Source organism: Arenibacter sp. 6A1, assembly GCF_012272855.1.
GTDB lineage: Bacteria > Bacteroidota > Bacteroidia > Flavobacteriales > Flavobacteriaceae > Arenibacter.
In genome coordinates this window covers 1-26,249 of sequence record NZ_JAAXCQ010000003.1, presented here as the reverse complement: position 1 = coordinate 26,249, position 26,249 = coordinate 1, and the positions used below count along the sequence as shown (strand labels likewise).

The following is a 26,249-nucleotide window of genomic DNA, read 5'->3' as shown; positions in this document are numbered from 1 at the left end:
TGTTTACTAGGTTCGGTAGTTTTTGCAATAAGGTTTTCGATCGGTAAGTATGGCTGGTATGGATTATTAAATAAAAAAAAGGTACTATTAGCTATGAGAACCACAAAAAATACCCGACCAATTCGCATGAATTAGGATAAAATACCATCCTTGGGTCACTTAAAGCAGAATTCATGAAATAAAAATGGGGAGACATTCAATTTATTCTAACTATTAAGAAGAGCACCCCATTATCAATAAGGCCTACCTCACTAAAGATTTAGCTATTAGGCCCCTGCCCCACTTCTATAGCATGTAGGCCAATTTCTAGCCGTATTCGGCTCAGTTATGGCAAAAAAATGAGCCGATCAGTTGTCCTAATCGGCTCAATGAATGATACTTTGTTGAATTAAAACATCCTTTGGAGAAAGATCTATAATTCCTTAATAATAACATAAAAAAATAGCCGCTCCATCTACCAGGTTTTGACAATGGACCTTTCGTCGGTCCTGACACTTCTTATGTTTACAAAGTGGAGTTTTAATTTTTAAATATTGTTTTTCCGTCTTCGGTCAATTCAAGGTTTTCACCTTTCCCCCTTAATTCATAACGGTCATTTTTATACCAAATTCCCGAGGCAGATATTTGACCAACCAATTCTATTTGTTCGCCTCCGTTTACATAAACTTTTACCTGATTTGTTGTGTTGTTAAAAGTCATATCAAGAGTTTGACCTTCCTTATTTCTCAGTGAAGTTTTTACAATATCGTCTTCATGAGTAAAAACTACTTTTCCTTCTTTTTTTAATTCAATATCGTTTCCTTTTCCACTTAATTCATAACGGTCGTTTTTATACCAAATTCCCGAGGCAGGTTTTTGACTAACCAATTCAATAGTTTCTCCGTTAAAATTTAGAGTAGCAGTTTCTTTTGTGTTGTTATATGAAATTTTTATTTTTTTTCCGTCCTTGTCAGTTGATGAAATATTGACAATTTCGTCAGTAACTTTTTCAACAGTTTCTGTGGTGGTCGTTGCTGCGTTTTCTTGCTTTGGTGATTCTTTACAAGAATTTAAAAATAATGCTGTTAGCACTGCCATTGTCAAAATGTTTTTTGCCATTTTCTTTTTATAATTATTATTAATATTTAATTGTTTCTCCCGTTGTTCTAGCCATGACCACCAACGATTATTGGCCGAGTAGGAAAAGGAGTTTCTACCCTTCCCTTGCCCAGCACCATAGATAACGGCCTTCCATGGGCCGGTTCGCTACGCTTTCAAATAATGCCTCGCCACATTAAAGTCGCTGATGTGCTGCAGATGAAGAATTAGCAAAACTCGTACCAAATTTTACCGACAGAACTAGTGTACCCTGCATGTCTACCTTCCGTGTCGGACACCCGCTATAGGCCAATTCAAAGAAATAGTTTTACACAACTTTGGTCCTGGCTGGATTTATTATTTTAATTCATAAAAATTTCTTTTTCCCACTTTAATCTTAGTTTCCTTTTCTAGTGGAATATGTATGTAAGCATCTGTTATCTTTTCGTTATTGATCTGAACGGCTCCGCTTTCAATGAGTCTTCTCATGGCAGATTTACTCAAATCGTCTTTTAAATGGATACATAAATCAATTAAATTAATGCTTCCGTTTTCAGATTCAATGGATTCAAGTAAAACAGGTTCAAATACTTTTTCTTCAAATTTTTTGTTTTGAAATTGATTCGTAAAAAAGTCCTCGGCTTGTTGTGCTGCTTCCTTATTATGGTATTGCGTAATTATGTTTTTTGCAATAATTTTTTTAAGGCCCATAGGGTTTTCTCCGTTTGCCAAGCGGACTTTTAACGCTTGTTTTTCCTCGGCAGAAAAGTCAGTTGTCAAATCTAAAAATTCTGTAATTAAGGTATCGGGTATGGACATTGTCTTACCAAACATTTCATTGGGCACGTCTGTTAAGCCTATGATATTATTTAAGGATTTACTCATTTTTTCCTTACCGTCTAACCCCTTTAATAGTGGCATACACATGACAGTTTGTGGACTAGTTCCATAAGTTTGCTGTAACTGCCTTCCCATTGTACAGTTAAAAAGCTGGTCCGTGCCGCCCATTTCTATGTCACAGTTAACTTTTATGGAGTCAAAACCTTGTAATATAGGATATACAAGCTCGTGCATGGCTATAGGGGAGTTTTCGGAGAACCGCTTGTTAAAGTCGTTTCGGTGCATCAACTGAGCAACGGTAACTTTAGATAAAATTTGGATAATTTCAGAAAAAGAAAGCTTGTCCAACCACTCTGAGTTAAAAACTATTTTACTTTTATTTACATCAATTATCTTGGATAGCTGCGTAATATACGTTTCAGCATTCAACAACACTTCGTCATTACTCAAAGGTTTACGGCTCTTATTTTTCCCTGTTGGATCTCCTATTCTAGCTGTAAAATCTCCAACCAAAATAACAATTTGATGCCCTAAATCTTGAAATTGTTTTACTTTCTTAAGTACAACGGCATGTCCCAAGTGTAAATCTGGTGCCGTTGGGTCAAAACCAAGTTTAATAATTAGCTTCTTTCCGTCTTTTTCGGATTGTTCCAATTTTTCCTTTAAGCCGTTCTCTGGAAATATAATTTCTACGTTTTCTTTTAATTTGTCTACTGTATCCATTTCATTTTTAAATAAAAAAAAAGCCCGAGCAAATGCTCGGGCTTTAATGATGTTACTATTTATTGTTTTTTAAATCAATTTGAAGTATATATATAACCATTCCGAGCAGATATTATTAGAGTATAATAATAAGTGCTGAAAAATGGAAGACGTAATATGCTGTTCAAAAATTTCATTTCTGGTGCAAAGCTACTAAATAATACTTTATAAAAAACCTATTAAGATGTGACTCAAGGGTTTCTTGACATTTATTTTAGGTTAACTGATTTAAATGGGCCATTTTATGATTCCAAAAAAAAAAGTTGGATACCTCCCTTAGGATAGTCGTAATAGCAGTATCCCTCCTACCATCAAAACAACACCTATCCATCCGATTTTAGTAAGCTTTTGTTTAAAAAGTATAATTCCGGCTATGGTAGTAAATAAGAGACCTGTGCCGCCCCAAATTGCATAGGCAATGGAGAGATCGAAACCTTTTACCGCTTGTGCGAGAGCCGTAAAGGAGGCTAAGAAAAACCCGACACCAAGTATGCCGAAACGGACATATTCTGCTTGTCACTATCTCCTTCAATTTATTTCCTCTCCTAAATCTTGCTATTCGACCCTAGGATATATATTTACTAATTGCTTCTACCCTAGCTACAGCCATTTGCATTTCCTCTGTTCTTAAATTGAAATAGCAGTTAAATCAGCAATCTAATTCTTGGGCAATATTCTTGATGATATTTTTGTAGTGATTATCCAAAAAAGCAACCGTATTCATCTTCTTTTATAACATTAATTATCTTTTCTATATAGGTTGATTTCGGAAACGGTCCGTACAGTTGCCATTTTCCACTTGCACGCATCCAATATAAATTCCATTCTTTTCGAGATTTATAAAATCTGATTTTTGCAAACTCAATGTTTAGTATCTCTTCTGGATTATCCCAAAAAGGTCTGATTTCATAAAGTATAGCTGTTTTCCCATCATAGGAATAGCCGAAATCGAGTTTTTTTCTAATATCAGGATCTTCTGGTCTTAGCGATTCAATGAAATTTTTTATTGAAGATTCATTTATATCTATGGTAGTATTTCCCATTTATTTCAATTTTTTAGCTGCACATAACGCTCTCATATAATCGTCATTTAGGCGTTAATTTTTCGTTTTTGAACAATCTTTTGCATTTTCAAATAGATTCGGACGTAGTTGAATACTTCGTTATTTTAGTTCCATTATATTGTAAGTAGTTTTTTTAGCTCACTTGCTCAATTTCAATATCCGAATGGCCCCTTGAATTACCAAAATAAAAACGATCGTTCCTATAATCAAATCAGGTTTATTGGAACTCAACCAATTGACCAAAACCCCTGCAATTATAACACCTAAATTTATAATCACGTCATTCGAGGTAAAAATCATACTCGCTTTCATATGTGCCTCTTCTTTGCTCTTTGACTTTTGTAAAATATAAAGACAAATTCCGTTTGCAAAAAGAGCAAAAATCGACACGATAATCATAGTCGAAAAATTCGGAAGTTTCTCGTCTCCGAAAAATCTCCTTAAAACTTCTAGAAATCCGAGAATCGCAAGTGTAATTTGAAAATATCCGGCAAGTTTTGCAATCCGTTTTTTCTTGATTAATGTTCCACCAACGGCAAACAAACTAATTCCGTAAACGAAACTGTCGGCAAGCATATCTAGACTATCGGCAACAAGTCCCATAGATTTTGATATAATTCCTGTGGTCATTTCGATTATGAAAAATGCAAAATTGATTGCAAGTACAGACCAAAGTAGCTTTTTTTGGCTTTCATTTTCTTTAAATTCCGTTTGGTCGGTCTGTCTGGTCGAGATTTTTTTTCCGCCTAAATTCAGTTCGATAACCGACTGTTCGATTTGGTCTATTTCTCCGCTGTGAAAAATAGTCAATTTTCGGTTCGGAATGTCAAAGTCCAAATTCGCAATACTTGAAATTCCGTCCAATTTCATTCGGATAAGATTTTCCTCTGAAGGACAGTCCATTTTGGCAATTTCAAATATCGTTTTATCCATTTAATTTCTAAACAATTCTTACAGCTTCTAAGCTATCATTTCGTTGTGGGGAACGTCGTAGACATTTCTACTGATGGAATCAGGCCGTTTAGTAATCCTTATTGTTGTTTTTTGCATGATATCGCAATGAATTATAGCCGTTATTGTACGCTGGTATACTTTAAATCGAATATACATCCTGAACAATTTTGGTCATCATTAGTCACATTTTAGCTTGTCAGCCACCTTATCATAATACTCTTGTGTTAGTACCTCTGTCCAAATAGTAGGCTGGTCACCGCCATAGAAGGCCATATACGTTACATCACTGTCCTTGGTAGAGGAATGCCAATGCTCGATATCCTTGCCACATTTAATTACGTCACCTTCTTTCAGTATTACAGGTTCTTTTCCTCTCTCCTGATAATAGGCTTTACCTTCTACAATTATTAAAACCTGTACAGAACTATGTTTATGCCAATCCAGGGTGGAGTTGGCTCTAAAGGTTGCTTTCGTTATGTTATAACCCAAGTCGGCATCATCATGAATGATGGCATTCAACCAAGCTTCTCCAATATAATGCGTATTGGGTGCCTTCGTACCCTCCGTAAGATAGGAGGAAACGGAATAATCGGAACTTTGGGCAGATAAATATAGAGGGGCTAACATAAATAGAGTAAAAATTGAATATCTCATATAATACTTTTTAATTATTTTCCGTGGTCGTTCGGAGTTTAACGCTTGCTTACAAGCTTATCATATATGCTTTCATTTTGTTTTAACCAAGGCGTCCGCAGCGAAGCAGTTTTGCCCAGTTAGCCAATTTCATTTGTAGCAACGATTACAATAAATGTCATTCATATATTGTTCTATTAAACCATTCTTTTTATTGGATTTATTCGCTTTTCTTCCCTTGGTCATCGGAATTATTTTCTGCTTCCTTTTTTTCAATTTCCTTGGCTCGTTTCGATTTCACCTTTTTATCGGTATTGAATTTTCTTTCCATATCTTGTCTAGCCTCTTTTAAGTCGTGTGCATTCTGAATTTCTACTTGCGTTGGGAATGGCAAGTCTATACCAGCATCTTCCATTGCTTTTTGAGTATCGTGTAAAACTTTTGACCATACGTGTACCACACTGGCTCGATCACTTTTTGTCCACCAACGAACACGGATTGTTAACCAGCTGTCAGATTGGTCCCAAACTAAAGTTTCAACTGGTTTTTCTGAAGTCACGCCTTCTACCTTTTCAATGGTTTCTTTTAAAATTTTCATCGCTTCCATATAATTTTCATCATATCCTAGACCTACATCATATTGTGAGCGAATAAATTCGTGTGCGGTATTTACAACCACAGAACTATTGTAAACAGTATTGTTAGGGATTACTACACGCCTACCGTCATACGTGATGATGATTGTGGCTCGGGTTTTAATCTTTTCCACCGTACCTTCGTAATTGTTCACCACAATTTGGTCGCCAAGTTCAAATGGTTGTCGAAGTAGTATTAGAATACCAGCCAACCAGTTTTGTAAAATATCTTGAAATGCGAAGCCAATAGCTACCGATGAAACACCCAAGCTGGCAATTAAATCGGCCGGACTTAAGTTTGGTGCCATTATGGTCAACGATAAGGCAAGGCCAAAAATAACAACAATATACCTCGTAAAGGCACCGAGCAAGTCGCCAAAATTTTGACGCCCCTTATTTTTTAAAATACGCTTTACTAACCGCCCAAGCCAACGTCCTAAATAGAGCATAGCGATAAATACTGCTAATCCTATTAGAATATTTGGTATGGCTTTAATTAACCCGTCCAACCAAGTATCCAATTTTTCAATGATAGATTGTGGGTTTACATCCAATACGCCTTTTTCGTCCTTGGGTGTACTTTGAATTAAAAGTAAATAGTTTAGCATAGATTAATTTTTTTATAAAATTTCTATAATAATTTAAAATTACTTATTCCATAATTGTTGCCTGTAGGCTTGTGAATCGTTAATTGCGTGGTTAAGTAACTAATTTAGCAAATAAAAACCGAATAGAAACTCCGTGATAATTTTCTTAAGGAATTCAGATCCAAATAATTAATCATACTCAAGGAAGCTAAAAACTTCGACAACATTAATAAGTCTCTCTCCGTCTATTACCCCTTGTACCACCTTCAGTTCTGTGAGAACTTACATCTGGTTTTCAAGTTGTTGTGAGTAAAGTAGAATGTCCTTGCCTAAATTAGTTCTTACTAATAAAGATAAAAAATCTTTTGGAGTTGACATCAATACGGATGTCTTGATGTACATGGTAGCTTCGAAATAGCCAAAGGGTAAACAGGACTCAAATTAAATGCAGAAAAGTATTGTTTTTCACCTCAGCACTTTGTTGTGGCTAGTATAAATAGTTAAGATATGGATATTGGCTTAGAATGAAATATCCAAGTCCCATCCTGTTTTTCGGCATATACAATAGCTGTACTTGCGTTCAACTTTCCTTTAAAATATGAAACTTCAAACACGGCCCTACTGCCATCTACGGAACAAATCAAATTCCTAAAACTTACAATACCGCCATAGTCCTCTTCATGTTGTATCCTTTCGTGTTTTAAAAAAAAATCCTTTCTGGATAAGAACTCCAAAATTATTCCCTGTTTTTTAGAAAAAGAAGTGCTATCCAAAGATAGGGAAGCCTTATACGGTTTAATGTCCTTAACAAAACTAAATCCCTTGACAGGTTTTAAATCCGAAATAAAAGCTGAATCGTATTCTATATCTATAGTCACATAAACTTTAAGTGGCTTTAGGTGCTTAATCACAGAATCTGGTCTTGTCCTACCGTTATGTTTTAGGCTGTCTTGCCATTCTGGAGGGGGTGGCGGATCAAATATCCTAATGTCATATCTTATGTTGTTGACATTGTTTTCTACGTACGCATTTATAGCCTCAAGTCCTGTTTTTTCTTGAGTCTTATTGCAGCCGTTAAATATTGGTGCTAAAATGGATAAAAATATAAGGAATATTATTATTCGCATGATGTCTTATGGTTATCGTTTAATGGTAGTTGTACTAATCTAACATATTCATCAAATTGAAATTTGGAAATTATCCCTCTATTGCTGCCTACATCATAAAGACCTTCCCTACCAAAAATACATATAGTTGGCAGTAATAATTTTCTATTTCGATAGTTTGCTCATAATTAGTTATTCAGTAAGTACAAATTGCCAGGATATACCATATTTGTCTTGACACCATCCAAACTTCTTACCAAATCCGTAATCCCCATCACCTTCGTAGTTGTCTAAAGGAACCATTACCTGTCCACCGTTTGAAGAAAGTTTTTCAAAAAGTGTATGTATCACATCATCAGAATTGTCACTTATAAAAATTGAAACTGCAGGTGTAAATGACCAAGCATGATTATAATTACTTTCAGAAACCAAATAATCAGTTCCATTTAATGTAAATACTGCATATTTAATTAGTTCAGGTGTACCTCCTGCCTCTCCCTCGGAGTAATTTATTATAATTTTAATTTTAGAATTCGGAAAGATGGAAGTGTAAAAGTTTATCGCTTCCTCAGCCTTTCCGCATTGGTCGCCTACAAAAGTTAAAAATGTTTTTGTTTTCATATTATTTATTCAATTCTAAATAATGGTTATTTTCAACTTTGTCTAAGTACTGCCAACAGATCGTATATAAGGCGTAGCATTCCGTAGGGTGCCGTGATTTCACATACAATGTCAGTAGCTTATTCTACTTTTGAATCCCAAACCAATTCGATCATTTTATAAAAATCATTTTGGTTAAATGTGTGTTTTTTCTCTGTATCCACTCTATGAACTAAAACAACTTTGGAAGAAGGATATATTCCTAACATATGCACATTTTTTCCTGTATGGTAAAAGGATGCACCTTTCCTAAACTCGTTTTCCATAAGAACAAACCACATCATTCCATAACCAATTCCATATCCTGGATTTGTTACAGAATAGGCTTTTGTACTTACTTCAATCCAAGATTTTGGAATTATTTGCTTTCCTTTCCAATTACCATTGTTGAGATATAGTTGTCCAAATTTAGCCATATCTCTAGCTGAAAGCCTAAAATGATAGGCTGGGTAATTTGATTTGCTCTTTTCATATTGATAAAATCCATCTACATTAGGAATCCTTGTATTTTCATCTTCACCATCAATTTGGGAGTATTCACCCAAATAGTCATTCATACCAATTGGATAGGCAATTTCAGTTTTAAAAAGTTCAAACACACTTTTTCCTGTGGCTTGTTCTAGAATTGCTCCCAAAACGTTAAAATCCCAATTATTATAAAAATAGTTTTCATTCGGTATAAATTCGTCTCTTTCGGGTCTATTTGAAACCATTCCACTTGAGTTTGCAGCAGCATCGTGATAAACTCCTGACCTTGATTTCAACAAATCAATAATTCTAGCTGATTTTTCCTTTTCTGAAAGACTTGGTATAATATCATCAATATTCAAGTCTTTTAAGGTTGCAGTAGTATCAATTATACCTCTGCCAACATAAATTCCATAGAGCGCACTTATAAGTGGTTTTCTTATAGAGTGAATGGTATGTCTATAATCCGTCTTTCCCCACTCAAAAATTATGTTACCATCCACTAATAAGACTAGTGATGAAGATCCTGCACTAGTTAGAAACCTCGAAAGTGAGTCAAGCTTTACAGTTGAAAAACCTGAACTTTCTGGACTTGAATATTCAAAATTCTGTTGACGCTGCGAAAAACCAGAATATGCTAAAAACGTAATAAATGCAAATGAAAGTAATATTCGCCTTTGTTTATTCATTTATTGCCGCTCTTAAATTGTTACTATGGTAATTGTATATGGTGTGTTGCTTGTTTTAAACACCTAATTTAGCAAATAAGAACCGAATAGAAAATCCGTGGATTTTCGTAAGTAGTCTAGAAGTAATTAGTTATACAGAATGTTGGTAGTCGTAATCTTTCATCCAACAAATAATCTTTAAGCTATTACAAAAATGTCAAAGTTATTTTTTGCGACCAGTGAAATGCTCCATTATTTTATTAATTCCAAGTACATCTACAGCGAACCAATCAAAAAAATTAAGCGACATTACGACTTGTTCCAAACGGGTGCATCTGTATAGGTAGCCTAGAATAATAATGTCAAAAATGAATGTAGAAAAGTATTGTTTATCACCTCAGCTCTTTATTGCCAGTAGTTTTTTTATTCCGGATTAGGGTACTATATAATTCCGATTAAGAACAGAATGTAAGATATAATACTCAATAACCATTTATCAAATATAAATTTCATAGAATGATCTATTGGTAAAAAATTATTGTGATAAAATATATTTAATTAATTGTTGGCTTCAGAATAAAGTGAGATTTCCCTTTTCATAGCCTGAAAGTATATTAATTGTACCTAGAAAATTAAAAAAGAGCCTTTGCGTTATTAAAACAAAGACTCTTTTTTATTTTTTTGATGGTATGGCTAAATATTTTCAACCTTTAAAATTTCTAGTTTTCTTTCCCCATCCTTAAAAGGCCAATTTATTATATCGCCTACCTGTCTACCAATTGTGGCAACGGCAACATCGCATAAAATAGATAATTTTCCTTTTTTATTGTTTGTTTTAGTGGTTGACACAAACATATATTCTTTTTCTTTGTTTTCCGTATAATCTTTAATTACTACACGTCGGTTTACCGTAACAATATCATTAGGTAAGTCTCGTCTAAATACTTGTTTGGCCTCTTTTAATTCTAAAAGTAATAGTTCTTCTTCTTGTTTGGTTACTTTTTTTCTTCGAACATGATCTTTAATCATATCGTATATCCCGGTAGTTAAAATTACATTTTTTGACATAATATTTTTTTTTGAATTTCCTTCTTAATATTATATAGTTGTGACCCAATCATTCAAAATAGTGCGCAGTATATTGAGCTCCTGTTTTTGAGTGCTAATAGTAATGTTAAGAAGAAAATAAGATTAGAATTTGAGAATAATAAAGAGTAGCCCTGTTTTGAGTCGTAACAGGGATTAATTAATAAACTCTTTTGAATTTTTTAAAAAAATATCGTCAAGTAAGTAAGATAATGACAGCGCTAATCCTAAAGGATTTTTTTTAGTATATAGAAAGTAAACTGCTGCCATTTGGATTAAAAATTAACTAGTTACAAAGCTAATCATTATATTCAATATTTACAATGTAAAAGCCACTAAGGTATGTTTAAAACAATTACTCTATAGATTGACCCAAAGGCGTCATGCTTTTGATTTCGCGGCGGTTTTTTTTAATTACTGGCAAGGTTTGGGCTATGGTTTTCGTTGCGGAATAGTCCGGGAGGACTATTCCGATATTACCAAGCCGTCATCCTAGGATTGCCAGATGAATTATAGCCATTTTTGTGGCACTGTTAGCTTACTGAAATTACAATTTTACCATTGTGCAGTCCATCTCCAAATCGTTGAATCGCCCAAGGAATTTTATCAAAAGTATAAGGACCATCAATAACACAATTTATCTTGTTGTTCTCATAAAGTTGATTGATGTACTCCAAGTCCTTATTAGTTTGTAACATGACAATGTGAAAACGTTTCTTGCTAAATAACTTTAGTATTGGACTCATATAAAGCATTTGCAACATATTGCCGGGCCTACCCCCTATTGAAACGTATTTTCCTTCTGGTTCAAGAACCTTTAAAAATTTCCAGGGCGATCTATTGGTCTTGCAATCAAGGATTAAATCATATTGCTGATCACTCTTAGTAAAGTCTTCTTTTTTATAGTCAATTACGTTGTCAAACCCCTGGGTTTGCATCGCTTTTAATTTTTCACCCGTATCAACCCCTGTCACATCTGCATTGTAAAGTTTTGCTATTTGAAGTCCAAATGAACCAACACCGCCGCCACCGCCGTTGATCAAGATTTTCTGACCATCTTTTATCTGTCCCACATCCCGCAGACCTTGTAAAGCAAGCATTGTTGCGTGCGGAATACTAGCTGCCTCTTCAAAGCTCATGCCGTCTGGCTTTCGAGCAAGTGCTTTCTCGTCTATGCAAAGAAACTCAGCAAAGCTACCAAATCCTAATTGTGAGATGTCACCGTAAACGGCATCACCAACGTTAAATTTTGTAGCATTATTTCCGACCTGCTCCACAATTCCTGAAACCTCCATCCCTGGTATCATTAATTTTTTCCTGGGACTTATTATCCCAAAGAAAAGTCGATAAGCAAAAGGTTTTCCGGTAGTAATGCACCAATCGTAATCATTGATTGTTGTTGCACAAACTTTAATCCGGACCTCGGTATTCTTAGTTGTTGGTTGTTCGGCTTCCACAAGCTTGAGTACTCTCCCGGGCTCTCCGTAGTTTTTAATAGTATATGCTTTCATATTTACTCATGCGCCACCAATTTTAGGCTTTGATTTAAAGGTTTGACCAGTTTTGTGCCCTTGGCGTGCATACATTGGGTGATGCGAGGTGTAAGTACTCTTGGCGGCCAGCAAAACTGGTTTGTGCGATTAGTCTCGGTTTTCCCTAATCATTATTATTACTGGCAATCCACTTTGTAGGCTTGCTTGATTATACACGCCTCTTAGGCAATGTTTTTTATTGCTTTCTCTATTCGGTTGATATTTTCAAGATTTTTCCCATAATCGATTAAGGTTGTTCTCAATTTCGGACTACTCGAAATTTGATATTCAAAATCGGTTACTATGTCGGTTTTCTGAATTATTTTAATCTCTTCTCCCCAAGATTTCCAAGTCATTCCGGTTTTTAACAGAATTCCATTTTCGATTTTGGTCATTTTCATTTTTCCGATTATTGGGTCGATTTTAAGCTTTTCTATTAGTTCTAATTTATTTAATTCTGATGTAAGACTTTTTCTCTGGGTAACCCCTAGATTTTCATCTGTAATTACCTGAATACCATTTTTTTGAAGTCTGTGTTTGTGGAATGAAACTAAAATCAAGGACATCGTAATTCCGAAAAAGGACGCCATTAACAAAAATTTCCATAATCTAAATCCATTGCCATCAACGAAATCAAACGCCATCATTATCAGTCCGTACGGGATTCCTGTATAGAAGAATGTCTTTAAATACAGCTTTGAAATTGGTTTCATAAATTTGGTTTTAAAAATAGCCCAACGGTTTAGCTATGATATCGGGGCGGTAAATCCGGCAGGATTTTTCAACCAAGAAATCATACATTGTTAAATATAGGAAGATTATTTCTTATTTAGGAGTAGCACTGAATTATAGCTTTTGATGGCGCATCGGTTTTGCTATCCTAAAGATTGGAAGAAGAATATAAAATTTAGGCTTTATGCCTGTACGTCTTTTTCTTGGAAGTGCTGTTAGACCCTAGAACGAATAAGGTCACTGTTAAGACACACTTTAAAACTGATGGTGAGACATTAGACAGGGGTTCTGGCAGTATAGATAGAATATGCTATTTGTTGACCTAAACAAAGATATTATCTTAGACAAACAGAGGTTTCAAAATCGCAATGAGACTCTTTTTTAACAGTTTCGCTCTACCAAAAATCAATATCCTTTACTAGGTAGACCTGTGCACATATAATAACAAAAGGCTATTTAATAAATATAAATAGCCTTTTTGTAATTTGCTTGTTATTCTTGCTGAGATAGGATGTTATTTGTTTTTCCGGTCATCTCCAGGCCAAGGGGATTTAAATACATCCATTCCCTCTTTTCTATGCTCCAAAACTTGTTCCTTGATAAACTCACGGAATTCCCTATTACTCTGATTCTCCTGTTTGGAGAATTCTGCTACTGTTTTTGTTATTCCTTTTGACTTTGTGTTCAAATAGGTTACACTCATAAATAATTCGTTTTTTATTGTTAAATGCAATTATAAGGGTTAGATACTAGACCCCCATTAAAAACGTATTAAAACCTTGTTAATATTATCTAAAAATCAATTGATTAAACCTTAAATTTAAGGTCTTTGAAGATTCTTACGAGTAGGTGTTATGCAAACTTTCTTTTCAGCTAACAATATTGATAATCTATTCTCGGCCTCCAAAACGAATTGTTAATTTATCTGCCTTTGTACTTCGGTGTACTATTCTCAACTCCCATACCGCCTTGGAATATCTCAGGACGACATTTGTATATAAACAACAAAAAGGGAAGTTTTGTTGTACCGTGATTTTTTGGAGTCTGAAGACTTCGTATTGGAACGAGTTGGCTTATATGGTGGAAAATTGGATGATATTTGGCCAATATTTCAAGACCAAGCTCTTTAAGCTAGTTTTTGAGCTCTTTTGGTCCAAGTATGGTTATAAGTCTCCTAAGGTTGTAGCAGATCATGATCAGGTTCACTTCCGAGAGCAGGTGCTGCTTTCCTTTCATCAATGGATGGGTGAATCCCATTGCTTTTTAAAGTTCCGAACTGGTGTTCCGTGATCTATTATCTAAGTCTTTGATATTCTGTATTTTCTTCTACTCTATTTTGATTTTCCTCCAAGACCTCGTAATAGATGGAGCGTTCATTTTTATTAGTGGCACAAAGGAGCCTTACGAGGCATACCCTTCAAGCCTGCCTGTTCTTGTAATGCTTGACTTTGTGGCCCGCCTTATAATATACGCTCCCATTTTTAGCCTTCCCATTTTTAGGGAAGGCTACATAAAGTTTGTAAAAAGCAATATACATTAAGGCTTAGCCCCCTAATCTAGAAATACAAATGCTGATTTTAATCGGGATGAGTGAGGTCTGTCTCCGTTTTTAATAGATTCTAGTGAAAGGCCAGTTTCGACTTTTTTTTATATTTAATTATTCATGTTTGCTAACGTTCTTGTGTATGATTTGGCAAGGCTTGACCAGTGTTGTACCCTTGGCGTGCTTACGATGGATGATGCGTCGCGTAAGCACTATTGGCGGCCGGCAAAACTGGTGTGTGCGATTAGTCTCGGTTTCCCTTAATCATTATTATTACTGGCAATCTACTTTGTAGCCTTGCTTGATTAAACACGCCTTGTGCGTTCGTTCTTTTTCCTGCGTTTAGTTTTCAGAATTGAGCCCAAGTCTATTTCCTTCTGTGTCCAAAAACAAAGCAAAAAATCCACTTTCATCTGCGTGTGCCGTTTTCGGCATAAGAATTTTTCCGCCATTTTTTTCAACTTTGTCAAGAATGGTTTGAAGATCATCCCCTGCGTTTAGATAAATGGTTACTCCGTCAGCAGAAGGTTTGGATCCTTCTCCTTTAATAATTATTCCTGTTACCATTTGTTCCTCGTAAGGGAATATTCCCATTTCCATTCCTGGCATTTCCACTTTTTCAATATTGACACCTAAAATTACTTGATAAAAATTTACCGCTCGCGATATATTCGTTGCGGGAATTTCAAAAATTGAAATATGACTTTTCATTTCTTTTGTTTTTTGATTAATGTTAGATGTAACCGGGGTAGTTTCGGTTTTTGATTTGTTTTGACTGTTACAAGCTGTAATACTAAAAGAAAGGATTATAGCTGTATACAGTATTGAATTTTTCATTTGGTCCTGTTTGATTTGACAGGGCAAATTTAGATTACGTAGAATAACAAAAATTGTAAAAATGCGACTCGCTGATTATTTGTAGAATAAAGTAGAAAGTGCCATATTTTCATTACCTAAAAACTCCTTCGGGTTGATTCCTGTAAACTCTTTAAAGTCTTTTATAAAATGTGCTTGGTCGAAATATTTACTTTCATAAGTAATGTCAGTCAGGTTTTCTGACTTTTTATTAAGAAGCATTTTTAAGGCAGTTTGCAGTCTGATTACTTTACCTAACTGTTTTGGGCTAACACCAATTTGTTTTTTAAAATTTCGTTCAAGTTGTCTCCGTTTGGATAAATCTTCTTTAAGAATTGTGCTTATCGAAGCACTTCCGTTTGTTGCTAAAAGTGCGTCTACCGTAGTTTTAACGATATTGTCAATCGTAGTTTTTTCGTTTAATTTATCTGAAAGAAAGTTTTCAATAATTTCTATTCGTTCACTACTATCAGTGGCTTCAATTATTTTTCGCTCCAAGTCACTAGAGGTTTTTTCTCCGAACAGTAATTCAATAGGTGTTTCCTTATTTGCTAAATTCTTAATCGGCATATTTACAAAATTAGCAAAACCGTAAGGGTAAAAACGAATTGCAAAAGTGTTTACATATCCTGTCGGTTCAATGTAAAATGGCTCGATTGTGTGTCCAAGAACCATTGCACGAGGTTGTATAATGAATTCTTCCTCGGAAGTATATCGTTTAATATCGTCCCCAAGGATAAAAGCCATTTCAATCGTTCCGTCTGGAATTATCCGCTGTCTTTGTGCTTCATATTCTGCGGGAACTTCTAATGTCCAATAGCAACTGATAAGCGATTCCAAATCAGAATTTGGCTGAAATGTTTGGTAATTCATTTATTGATTACTATTTTTTTTGAATGACGTACAAGGTTAAGTATATGAAAAGTAGTCGATTTTGAAGCACGAAAGTTTCGGGTAACACAAAGTTTGATCTGAGTCATAAGCATTGACTGTAGTGCTTATGAGCCTATTTTTTATTTGCATAGTTGGCTTTAGTTTTTTGTTTCTGTTTTTTGTCTATTTCTAAAATATATAAATCCGTATAGTGAAGCACTAATGGTTAAGATGAATGAGGAATGAACAGTCCAATTTGGGAGCTGGTTTAGCATAACAGAAACATCTGTTCCACTCCTCCATAAACCGCCTTGGTAATTGTAAATTAAATCAACAATTGGTGATACAAATCCGAAAAATAAAATTTCGCGATAATATTTTTTAGACTTTATCTTTAAAAGTAAAATTGTTGAGAAAAGTAGGATTAGTAAATCACTAAAAAATGGCGCACATTTTGTTAACCAAGTTGTATCTCCTGAATGCTTGACATATCCAAAATAAAATCCTAACTCATCATGAATACCTGGCAAGAGCTTTAATTCCTCAATCTTTGAGCCTTCGAGATAAGCTATCAAAGCGTGACTTGCTTCGTGTCGAGCTGTAGTCCAAAGAATGAAAGCTATCACAATAAAAATTCTCATAATTGGTTATTCTGATTTTGACGAATCTATGTCAAACGTTCGTTAAGACACATAGTTACAAAGTTAAAGCCACATGCTTTACACGTTGTTTTATATTATTCTTCTAAAAACCAAATCAAAAGATTTGGCGGACTAAAAAAATATACCCAAACATTGGTTTAAGCACCAAAACGCGTATTAATTATAGCCATCATTGGCATCTCGCTGTTTTTATTGAAGTTTTTATTTACCCGACTTAATTCCGTTTTCTGTTTTTCTGAATTCGAGTGAATTCGGTTAAGGATTTTTACCACGAACGACTTACAAGTCAGAATTCTTTTCCTCATGATTTATTTACATACTGTTACAAAAGCAGTAGGCATCCACCATAAATTTACTCCAAATGCTACAGATACGATTTCAAATCCTTGAGCAGTTTTTTCATTTAAGATTCTTTCAACGTCATTTTTTAATCCTTCTGTTGACCACATTGTACTAAGTTTAATTATTGAGTAATTTTTCATTTTTCGATATGCTATATAATTGGTTGATTAAAATTAATATTTGTTACATTTTAATTTGGAGTATACCCAACAATGAATGCCAACAGTTTGTATAAGAATAGTAAGGGATTAAAAGTCACTTACTATTCGGTTTAGCACTTAGCCAAATTTACAATTTTACTGTTATCTTTTTTCATCTAACCGTCAAATTGTAAATTTGGCGGACTTTGTTAATAAGTACCAACTTTGGGTTTGGCACTAAAACCCGTATTAATTATAGCCATTGTTACCACACGGTATTTAATTCGTGAGCTTAATATTTACGGCTATATTTCCGTTGCTCCCGAGAAAATCTTTTATTTCCGATGGCGGTATCCATTTACCTCCAAATCCAAACCAAGTGTTTTTCTCTTGGTCTGACAGTTCTATTCCAATTGCAGGTTGCAAAATGTCCATTTTTGCATTTTTGTTGAAACTTTTATTTTTTTCGATATTTAACCTATCAACTACCACAAAGAAACCATTTTTAGGGATTAGAATTTTTTCAGCACTTAACTCTAGAGTTATTTCATTAACTCCTTTTTTAGATTCTAGAATTATATTATTTGTTAATCCATTTTCCGACGGTTCTCCGTTCTCACCAATCTCTACTAAACGGATACGAAAAATGACATTTTCCCTTTTTGCATTTAGGGTGATTAAGCTTATTTGATTAAGAAATGGTGTTTTATCGTATTCCTGTTCGTATTTAATGAATCTGGCTAGGGAATAGTGTCCATTGTTATACCATTTTCTGTTCTTTTTGACTTTCTTAAAAGATATTATCGAAAATGTTTCTGTGTTCTTCATTGGAATAACGACTACCTCGTCCAACTCATTAACTTTTGGTGTAAGGGTTACATAATTTTCCCTGATGGCAGAAAATTCAGTGCTCGCATATCCGAGACTTGAAACAAGCATTGAATCGCCAATTTTGGCGCTCTCAATGACAAACTTTCCGTTTTCTCCCGTTGTTGCACCAACTCTAGTATTTTTAACCCAAACGTTGACATAGGCTATTGGTTGTCCATTCGAATCGTCGGTCACAATTCCTGAAATTTGTCCAACCGCCCAATTGGATATAAAAATGGCTATGAATGCTATAATGTTTTTCATACAGTGTGGTACGTTCTCGTATAAGGCCAGTAAGTTTCTTTCCGGTTACTGTAATATTATTTACCGGTAATAAAACAAGCTGTTTTTTTCAAACTGCTTGTGGCTTCTAGCTAAGAAATAGTGGGCGAACCGAGCCGCAAACAAGCTGAGCCCTCTATTTCCTGGAATGCTCCTTAAGGGTTTATAAACTTATTGGCCTTATACATTGCTGTGTGTAGGTGTTATTTCAGTTTACCATTCCAAATTGGTCAATCCCTTGTTTTTCATTTTCAGAAAGAGAAAAACTTAATTCTTTCCATGCTGTTCCTTCAATACCTTTTAGTGCAATTCCATCGTCAGTTTTAGATACTGTGAATAAGAAATCCGCAAGATTAGTGTCTTTGTCCGAAGAAATGTTGTCCAATTCCGTCATTCCATATTCATCAATTGCCTGTGGTTGGTTGTTGTTAATGTTAAACGCTAAATCAATCCAAGCACTTCCTTTAACACTCGCCATTTTAATTCCTTTTTCCGTCTTTTCCACAACAATTTTAAAGTCTTTGAACTCAGTTGTTTTTTTCTCTTGTGCTATCAATGTACAACTTCCCGTTAATACAAATACAGCGATTAATAAATTTAGCATTGCTCTGGTAAACTTCAATGTTGCTTTCATATCTATAGTTTTAAATTTCAGTTTGATTTTTCTCACTTCAGATTACGTGATAATTAGCTGTCAAACCGATATACAGTTTGAGCGGGCTACAAGCCTTGATATTTACCACATTGCCTGCCATTACTTCTACAAAATGTTAGGATTCGTATTTCATTAGTATATAATCATTTAAGTATTTCCCTGTATAACTTTCTTTACAATCAATTATCTGGTCGGGAGTCCCTTCAAATATCAATTCACCGCCTGCAATTCCTCCTTCAAGCCCGATGTCAATTATCCAATCAGAATTATGTATTACGTCCAAATTGTGTTCTATTACAATTAATGAATTTCCGTTATCAACCAATTTATTCATTAGTTCAATAATCTTTTTGATGTCAGACATATGTAAACCAGTTGTCGGTTCGTCCATGATGTAAATGTTCCCTTGCTTGTGTAATTCGCTTGCAAGTTTTACTCTTTGACATTCACCACCAGATAATGTTGAAAGCGGTTGCCCAAGTTTTAAATATCCTAATCCTACTTCTAAAAGCAATTTAAGTTTTGATTGGATTTCTCCGCTTCCAAAGAATTCATAAGCTTGATTGATCGTTAGTTCTAAAACTTCAAATATGTTCTTCCCTTGGTAGGCATACTTTAAAATGTCTTTGCTGTATCTTTTCCCATCGCATTCTTCACATTTTGATTTTACTGAATCAAGAAATGCCATATCAATTGTTATGTAACCCAATCCGTTACATTTAGGGCAAGCTCCTTTTGAGTTAAAACTAAACAGAGAGCTACTTACTTTATTGGTTTTCGCAAATTCTTTTCGAATTAAGTCAAATACTCCTGTATAAGTTGCAGAATTAGAGCGTTCAGATTGACCAACAGGACTTTGGTCTATTACAATTGATTCAGGATTTTTCTTTACAAATTCTTTATGAATCAAAGAACTTTTTCCTGAGCCAGCAACTCCAGTTATACAAACAAAAACTTGCTTAGGAATTCTTACGGAAATATTCTTCAGATTATTAGCTGTCGCATTGGTTATTTGATAGTACTCGTCCGATTTTCTTATTGGGCTTTGTCGTTCTATTGGTGTATTTAAAAATTGACCTGTCAAAGTATCAGATTTTTTTAATCCTACATAATTACCTTGATAAACTACTTCTCCACCTAAGACTCCTGCATTTGGCCCAATATCAATAATATGGTCTGCTATTTTTATAATATCGGGGTCATGCTCCACTACCAAAACAGTGTTCCCTGCTTCTTTTAACTTTTTGAATAATTCATTAACCAAATGTACATCTCTTGGGTGCAAACCAACACTTGGCTCGTCTAATATGTAGAGCATTTCGGTCAAGCTGCTTCCTAATTGTTTTGCTAACTTAACTCGCTGTGCTTCTCCGCCCGATAAGGTACTTGTTTCACGTGATAGGTTTAAATACCCCACACCAATATTTACTAAATTCTGCAAACGTGTTTTAATTTGTTGAAGAACAGTTTCTACAAGTGGGTTTTCAATTTGTGAAATAAAATCAAGTAGTTCATTCAATTGCAACTGGCACAATTCATAAATGTTCTTTTCATTTATCTTAATCGAAAGTGCTTTTTGGTTTATGCGTGCCCCACCGCATTTATCACAAGTCCCTTGATGGATGTAATTCTTTATAACATCCTGTTTCTTCTTTGATAAACTTGCAATATCTTTATTTAGATACAAACGGTTTATTTTTCGGTATATGCCTTCATAATTTCCTTTAAGAAATCCTTCTTCACTCCCCATATTGTAACGAATGGATTTGGCATACAAAAAGTCATTTATTTCTGATTCTGAAAAATCTTTAAAAGGTTTGTCACAATCAAACAAATTAGATATTACAATCTGTTTCCAATAAATTGAATCAACTTTGAAATCGCTAAATAGAATCCCACCATTATTTATCGTTTTATCCCAATTTATCAAAGAGTCTATTTCAATTTTTGTTGCCTTTCCTGTTCCGCTACAATTCTCACACATGCCTTCGGGAGAATTAAAAGAAAAATGATTTGAACCACCAATAAGCTCTGAACCGATACGGGAGTATAACAAACGCAGGTATGTATAAATTTCAGTTACCGTACCAACTGTTGACCTTGAATTTCCAGAAAATCTCTTTTGTTCAATTAGGATTACAGGAGATAAATTTTCAATCAAATCATAATCTGCCTGTTCATATTTAGGCATTCTGCTCCGTGCAAATGTGCTGAATGTATCATAAAGTTGTCTTTGAGCCTCAGAATTAATTGTTTCAAAAACTAGCGATGATTTACCTGAACCTGATACTCCTGTAAACAGCACAATCTGATTTCTTGGTATCTCTATATCCAAATTTTTCAGGTTGTTCTGTCTTGCTCCCTTAATAATAATATTTTTCATTGCTTTGAATAATGAAGTTGAACAAGTCCTGTGTCAAAGCTTTTACTAGATAATGCTTTTAAGTTTATCGTATCTATACCTCCAATAAATAAACGTTTTCCTTCACCCAAGAATACAGGTATTACAGAAATTATATACTCGTCAATTAAGTTTTTCTCCATCAACAATTTTACAATTTGACCACCACCATCACAAACAATATTCTTTCCTTCTTCCGATTTTAATTTGTGTATTAAATTCTCAATGTCTCCATTATAAAAAGTAACGTTTTCTTTGTCAGCTATATTTTGTCTTGTAATAACATAGCAATCCAAATTTTCAGCTTGAGGTAACTTTCCTCCTGTTAGTTTTAAAATTGTATCGTATGTTGTTTTGCCAACAATGTAAGTATCAACATCCTTATAAAAATCATGATAACCATAATCTTCACCTTCCTTTTCAACTATTGATAACCAAGACAAATCGTCATCTTTTGTTGCCAGATAACCATCAACACTCATACTAATGTACAATACTAACTTTCTCATAATATTCTCCTTAATTTATTTCCCAAAAATAAATAATGAACGATTGATAAAATTGTACAGAATTTACCCATTTAAAAATTGTTTTGGAGTTACTCCGCAGAATTTTTTAAAAATTCTAATAAAGTGTGATTGGTCGTAAAAACCTGAGTCTAGTCCAATATTTATAAGCTTTTCTGAATCTTTACTTTGTAGCAGCTGAATAGCATAATTCACCTGTTTTAGTTTTACGTACTCACTTGGAGTAAGCAGAAAGTGTTTTTTAAACTTTTGAATAAAACTTTTTTGTGATATTGAAATAGACATGTTGAAGTCTTTTAGACTTCCTTTTTCCAAAAGGTTTTTAGAAATATAATTTTCAAACTTTACTAAATCATTATCAATAGGAGTAAATTCAAATATTTTTAATAGATGCTGTTCTACTCTTCCAAAATCAGGGCTTGTTGGCACAAAAAGTTGTTCAAATAATATTGCAGAAACATTCTCCATTGCCTTTGAACCAAATTTTTCAGTAAGCATTCCATAGCAAAATGGTTTCAAAATAAGCCCAACGTTACCATAAGTTCCTGATATTTTGGTGTGAAAAGGTGAGGTTTTTAAACCTGATAAAATTTGATGGTCATTACTCGAAGCAAGATTCTCAACATTCTGACCTTCAATTTCGAACTGGTCTCCATAATTAAAAATAAGTTCGGTAAATAATGCAGCATGGTGGCTTGAACTTATTTCAAGTTCAGATACCTTACCAATCCATATTAAATCAACATATTGGTTTAGAGGAAAACTAGGATGATATGTTTTTTCAATAATCATTTACTTATATACAGTGCGGTTTTTTTATATGGATGCTCACGTTCTCGTATAAGAATAGTAGTGGAATTTATGCACTTAATTTTCCGTTTACAACTATTCTTTAATTTTTAAATCATTTTTGGTTCATCTATTAAACCGCTATTATTTTTATACGGTGTTGACAATTGGCATTTAAAAATCTAATGATACTACTAAACAGTAATAATGCTTGAGGATTATATTATTAGTTTTGGTATAAAAGGGTTCAACTTTCAGACTGATCATTATTAACTATTCTATTTATTCTTTGTGATATATTTTTTCTGATTGTAAACTTCCATCATAATTCCATGACTTCCAAGTACCATCTTCTTGATGATCAACCCAATACATTTCCGATTTTTGCTGCCCATTTATAAACCACTCTTTTACTGGGCCTTTAGTTTTCCCATCCACCCAATCAAATTCATATTTTTTGTTACCGTTGCGATAAAAGCCAACATTTTTTTTATTTGAGTCAGAAATATTTCTGGGTTCATAAGCCGTATAATGACTTGACTCATAATCAATAAAAAACCGACCATAAACAGCATCAACAAAATCACCATCTTTGTTGTATTCTCTTTCTGAAATTAACTGTCCCTTTTCATTCCATTCTTGTTTAAAACCGGCTACGCCGTAACCATAGTTTGAAAATGATTTCTTTACACCATTCTCGTACCAATGTGTTTCAGAATGATCTTCGTGATTGGTTTCGGACTCTTTTGCTCCACTTGGATACCATGTCTTCCAAATACCAACTCGATTACCAATAGATTCCATACCTTGAGACACCAATTGTCCTTGTTCATCCCAATGGCTAGTTAGTCCTTCTTCAACACTTTTAAGCCAAGAATCTTCTGGTAATCCAAATTTAAAAGATTTATTTTTTGTGTCTACCCTACGGTTGGTGACTACATCTATAATTACGTAGGTGCGCTCTAGTGAGGGTATTCCACCGTAATGATAATAAACCCATTTCCCAATTTTATACCCATTACATAATTCGCCCTCCGATTCTTTAAAACCACTTCCATCTCCGTAATATTCGATTGTGATTCCATTTGCACGCTGGTGATCGGTATAATAGTTATAGCTAACGCTTAAGGCGATAATTAACACCAAGGATAGCGCAACGTAATTCTTTAGCCTGTTATTATTAATTACAATCCATAGAACCAGATTGATTATAAGTATGATAAAGCCAATTGAAGAGGCAATTGTAGAGACAAGCCATACAAAAGCGATAGGAATTCCGATTAAAGGATTTTGATTGACTTCTATAGAATTAGTCCAATTGATTAATAAACCTCCAACTACGAATAAAATAAAACCTAGAACTACTGAGCCACCTCTAAAAATATTAAATAATTTTTTAGCAGTACTTGTCTTTTTGGGTTTGGGCTCGTGATCCATATTATTTTTGTTTACAAGAATTATTTGAGATTTGTTTTGCTTGTTGCCAACGGCTCGAATATGGTTTCGTTTTGTTTTAAGTAAGGCGACCGCAGCGAAGCAGTTTTACCCACTTATCCGCTATATTTTAGCAAAATCTCAATAGCAAAATAGCGGAGGGCGCCGAAACAATGTCTCAATTTAGGAAATATATCGTTTGTAAGAAAATTATTCAATACACTATACGGCAAAATGAACCATATGCATTGTTGGCAAATCGTAAGTGTACAAAAAATTCTATTGAGGGTAATCGACATGACCCGTCCGTACATATCGCTTGACGGGTCAGAATTGTATAACCCAGTGATATGCCAGATAACTATATCATATTTAGCACATGTCCTCTGTTGATAGTTGTTAATCCACTGGGCCTATTTCAAATTCTTACCAAATTTGAACTTGAGTTCTTGGCGTACGTTTTCGCACCGATGGGCTTCATACCCCCTTTGATTATTGTAAATGAGAAAGTTGATCCACTGCCCAATTTTGATTGGACTTTGATTGCCCCCCCCAACTTCTCAACCATTTTCTTTACATAGGATAAACCAAGCCCAGTTCCCTTGCTATTAAACCTATCTTTTACTTCCAAGGTCTTAGAGGGTTCAAATATCCTTTTAAAGTCTTTTTCATCTATACCTCTTCCATTATCGGATATTGTAAAATGGTAATATTTTTCATCTGAAGAAGTTAGAAAGTTAATCCTAACTATTTCTTTATCATTATACTTGATAGCATTCACCAAGAGATTGAGTAAAATCATTTCAATTATTACATTGTACGTTTCGATGGTTTTTTCTTCGTCAACAACTGTTAGTTCAATTTTTGATTCTGGATCTGCTATTTGAGCTATTTTAGTGATTAAATCCTGAACACTGATTTTTTCCGGTATTTGACTATCAATATCGCTATTGATATGATACTTCAGTATTCCATCAATCATATCTAACAAGCCACTAGTTGAATTTCTGACCAAATTAAAGTACTCAGATCGCTCTTCTTCGGATAGCATATCATTATCAACCAAATCAAGTAAACCAATAATATTACCGAGAGGAGATTTTACATCATGAGTTAAGACATGAGAAAAATTTTTGAGTTCTTGATTAGCTTCTTCTAATTTTTTTGTAACTTCTTGAGCCCTTTCTTTGGCAAGAAATAATTCTCTTTCGTAAAGTTTTCGTTGCGAAATATTTATTACCGTTGAGAGGAAAAACAATTGTCCTCCCTTTTCCTTAATAACATTGGTATTAACTAGTACAGGAATATTAGTGCCTTTTTTACTTCTAATATCAAAATTGATTTCCTGAACTTCCTTTTGATAGATGAGCAAGGGTAAATAGTGGGTTTCATAATATATGCGTCCACCGACATTTAACAAGTCTTGAAATTTCTTTTTACCTACCAATGCATCTCTATTACTTTGAACCAGACTTAATAATGTGTCATTTATTTTTATGATAGTGCCATCTTCCTGTGTTATAATATAACCGAAAGGAGCTTTGTTAAATAAATCTATAGTAATATGATTCTCTAAATTCACTTGTATTATTTACTGGTATAATTTACTGGTATAATTTATTTAGCATCTAAGTATTCTTTGATGGCTTCTATCGTTTCTCGAGGTGCAGTCATATGAGGGCAATGACCGTTTGTGTCAAGTATTTTCAACTTGCTATTTACAAGGTTTTTATGAACATATTCTCCCACCTCTACCGGAGCTATGATGTCTACTTTACTTTGAATAATTAAAGTTTTTGCTAAGCATTTATCAAGATATTGTCTTTCATCTCCCTTGAATGTTACTTCGGCGAATTGTTTAGCTATTTCAGGATCTGTTTGGCAAAAACTATTTTTAAGTTCGGCTGTCAATTCAGGTTTGTCTGGATTTCCCATGATTACAGGAGTAATGGCGCTAGACCATCCTGTAAACGGTAATTACAAATACATAGAATTTGGTAAATAAGAATACATAGAATTTGGCAACAATAGTACATAGTTAAAGCTCATTGGGGCATGCCCCAATGAGCTAA

Annotated in this window: 26 protein-coding genes; all 26 read right to left on the bottom strand. The window is 34.2% G+C overall.

Annotated features, from left to right (window positions below; genetic code table 11):
* Positions 1 to 519: 519 nt before the first annotated feature.
* The 26 genes from HCG49_RS02935 to HCG49_RS02810 all read right to left on the bottom strand — a co-directional run bounded on the left by HCG49_RS02935 (position 520) and on the right by HCG49_RS02810 (position 26,112).
* Positions 520 to 1,098, bottom strand: a complete 579-nt coding sequence (locus tag HCG49_RS02935; RefSeq protein WP_168468075.1) for an MliC family protein — start codon at positions 1,096 to 1,098, stop codon at positions 520 to 522.
* Positions 1,099 to 1,434: 336 nt separating this feature from the next.
* Entirely contained in the window at positions 1,435 to 2,640 is a 1,206-nt protein-coding gene (gene tyrS, locus HCG49_RS02930) for a tyrosine--tRNA ligase (RefSeq protein ID WP_168468074.1), read from the bottom strand.
* A gap of 315 nt (positions 2,641 to 2,955) precedes the next feature.
* The gene (locus HCG49_RS18795) at positions 2,956 to 3,171 is read right to left on the bottom strand and encodes an SMR family transporter (protein WP_168468277.1); all 216 of its coding nucleotides are present in this window, start codon (positions 3,169 to 3,171) and stop codon (positions 2,956 to 2,958) included.
* Between the two features lie 206 nt (positions 3,172 to 3,377).
* Positions 3,378 to 3,722 carry a DUF3024 domain-containing protein gene (locus HCG49_RS02920; protein ID WP_168468073.1) on the bottom strand — a complete coding sequence of 115 codons (345 nt, stop codon included), beginning with the start codon at positions 3,720 to 3,722 and terminating at the stop codon, positions 3,378 to 3,380.
* Positions 3,723 to 3,881: 159 nt separating this feature from the next.
* Positions 3,882 to 4,676 carry a cation transporter gene (locus HCG49_RS02915; RefSeq protein WP_168468072.1) on the bottom strand — a complete coding sequence of 265 codons (795 nt, stop codon included), beginning with the start codon at positions 4,674 to 4,676 and terminating at the stop codon, positions 3,882 to 3,884.
* A 198-nt stretch (positions 4,677 to 4,874) separates the two neighbouring features.
* Complete coding sequence (locus HCG49_RS02910) at positions 4,875 to 5,351, bottom strand: cupin domain-containing protein (RefSeq protein ID WP_168468071.1); 477 nt, start codon at positions 5,349 to 5,351, stop codon at positions 4,875 to 4,877.
* Positions 5,352 to 5,550: 199 nt separating this feature from the next.
* The gene (locus tag HCG49_RS02905) at positions 5,551 to 6,573 is read right to left on the bottom strand and encodes a mechanosensitive ion channel family protein (RefSeq protein ID WP_168468070.1); all 1,023 of its coding nucleotides are present in this window, start codon (positions 6,571 to 6,573) and stop codon (positions 5,551 to 5,553) included.
* A gap of 479 nt (positions 6,574 to 7,052) precedes the next feature.
* The gene (locus HCG49_RS02900; protein WP_168468069.1) at positions 7,053 to 7,679 is read right to left on the bottom strand and encodes a hypothetical protein; all 627 of its coding nucleotides are present in this window, start codon (positions 7,677 to 7,679) and stop codon (positions 7,053 to 7,055) included.
* Between the two features lie 171 nt (positions 7,680 to 7,850).
* Complete coding sequence (locus HCG49_RS02895) at positions 7,851 to 8,279, bottom strand: VOC family protein (protein ID WP_168468068.1); 429 nt, start codon at positions 8,277 to 8,279, stop codon at positions 7,851 to 7,853.
* A 119-nt stretch (positions 8,280 to 8,398) separates the two neighbouring features.
* Positions 8,399 to 9,475, bottom strand: a complete 1,077-nt coding sequence (locus tag HCG49_RS02890; RefSeq protein WP_168468067.1) for a serine hydrolase domain-containing protein — start codon at positions 9,473 to 9,475, stop codon at positions 8,399 to 8,401.
* A 672-nt stretch (positions 9,476 to 10,147) separates the two neighbouring features.
* Positions 10,148 to 10,522: a GreA/GreB family elongation factor gene (locus tag HCG49_RS02885; RefSeq protein WP_168468066.1), complete on the bottom strand. Its 375-nt coding sequence runs from the start codon at positions 10,520 to 10,522 to the stop codon at positions 10,148 to 10,150.
* Positions 10,523 to 11,073: 551 nt separating this feature from the next.
* A complete protein-coding gene (locus HCG49_RS02880) occupies positions 11,074 to 12,051 on the bottom strand; it encodes an NAD(P)-dependent alcohol dehydrogenase (protein WP_168468065.1) in 978 nt (325 codons plus the stop codon).
* A gap of 203 nt (positions 12,052 to 12,254) precedes the next feature.
* Entirely contained in the window at positions 12,255 to 12,785 is a 531-nt protein-coding gene (locus tag HCG49_RS02875; protein ID WP_168468064.1) for a hypothetical protein, read from the bottom strand.
* Between the two features lie 533 nt (positions 12,786 to 13,318).
* Entirely contained in the window at positions 13,319 to 13,507 is a 189-nt protein-coding gene (locus HCG49_RS02870) for a hypothetical protein (protein WP_168468063.1), read from the bottom strand.
* A gap of 1,182 nt (positions 13,508 to 14,689) precedes the next feature.
* A complete protein-coding gene (locus HCG49_RS02865; protein WP_240938618.1) occupies positions 14,690 to 15,184 on the bottom strand; it encodes a VOC family protein in 495 nt (164 codons plus the stop codon).
* Positions 15,185 to 15,259: 75 nt separating this feature from the next.
* Positions 15,260 to 16,075 (bottom strand): helix-turn-helix domain-containing protein, encoded by an 816-nt coding sequence (locus tag HCG49_RS02860; protein WP_168468062.1) that lies wholly within the window; start codon positions 16,073 to 16,075, stop codon positions 15,260 to 15,262.
* 158 nt (positions 16,076 to 16,233) lie between these two features.
* On the bottom strand, positions 16,234 to 16,716 hold the full coding sequence (locus HCG49_RS02855; protein WP_168468061.1) for a hypothetical protein: 483 nt from the start codon (positions 16,714 to 16,716) through the stop codon (positions 16,234 to 16,236).
* A gap of 329 nt (positions 16,717 to 17,045) precedes the next feature.
* Complete coding sequence (locus tag HCG49_RS02850; protein WP_168468060.1) at positions 17,046 to 17,186, bottom strand: hypothetical protein; 141 nt, start codon at positions 17,184 to 17,186, stop codon at positions 17,046 to 17,048.
* 312 nt (positions 17,187 to 17,498) lie between these two features.
* Positions 17,499 to 18,353 (bottom strand): carboxypeptidase-like regulatory domain-containing protein, encoded by an 855-nt coding sequence (locus HCG49_RS02845; RefSeq protein ID WP_168468059.1) that lies wholly within the window; start codon positions 18,351 to 18,353, stop codon positions 17,499 to 17,501.
* Positions 18,354 to 18,579: 226 nt separating this feature from the next.
* Positions 18,580 to 19,005 carry a hypothetical protein gene (locus HCG49_RS02840; RefSeq protein ID WP_168468058.1) on the bottom strand — a complete coding sequence of 142 codons (426 nt, stop codon included), beginning with the start codon at positions 19,003 to 19,005 and terminating at the stop codon, positions 18,580 to 18,582.
* A 136-nt stretch (positions 19,006 to 19,141) separates the two neighbouring features.
* Positions 19,142 to 21,409: an ATP-binding cassette domain-containing protein gene (locus HCG49_RS02835; RefSeq protein ID WP_168468057.1), complete on the bottom strand. Its 2,268-nt coding sequence runs from the start codon at positions 21,407 to 21,409 to the stop codon at positions 19,142 to 19,144.
* Positions 21,406 to 21,936 (bottom strand): dihydrofolate reductase family protein, encoded by a 531-nt coding sequence (locus tag HCG49_RS02830; RefSeq protein WP_168468056.1) that lies wholly within the window; start codon positions 21,934 to 21,936, stop codon positions 21,406 to 21,408. The genes HCG49_RS02835 and HCG49_RS02830 overlap by 4 nt, the downstream gene beginning before the upstream one ends.
* Before the next feature lie 63 nt (positions 21,937 to 21,999).
* Positions 22,000 to 22,746: a helix-turn-helix domain-containing protein gene (locus tag HCG49_RS02825; RefSeq protein ID WP_168468055.1), complete on the bottom strand. Its 747-nt coding sequence runs from the start codon at positions 22,744 to 22,746 to the stop codon at positions 22,000 to 22,002.
* A gap of 279 nt (positions 22,747 to 23,025) precedes the next feature.
* On the bottom strand, positions 23,026 to 24,180 hold the full coding sequence (locus HCG49_RS02820; RefSeq protein WP_168468054.1) for a hypothetical protein: 1,155 nt from the start codon (positions 24,178 to 24,180) through the stop codon (positions 23,026 to 23,028).
* A 415-nt stretch (positions 24,181 to 24,595) separates the two neighbouring features.
* Positions 24,596 to 25,759, bottom strand: a complete 1,164-nt coding sequence (locus HCG49_RS18720) for a sensor histidine kinase (RefSeq protein WP_168468053.1) — start codon at positions 25,757 to 25,759, stop codon at positions 24,596 to 24,598.
* A 35-nt stretch (positions 25,760 to 25,794) separates the two neighbouring features.
* Positions 25,795 to 26,112 carry an alpha/beta fold hydrolase gene (locus tag HCG49_RS02810; protein WP_168468052.1) on the bottom strand — a complete coding sequence of 106 codons (318 nt, stop codon included), beginning with the start codon at positions 26,110 to 26,112 and terminating at the stop codon, positions 25,795 to 25,797.
* Between the last annotated feature and the right edge of the window lie 137 nt (positions 26,113 to 26,249).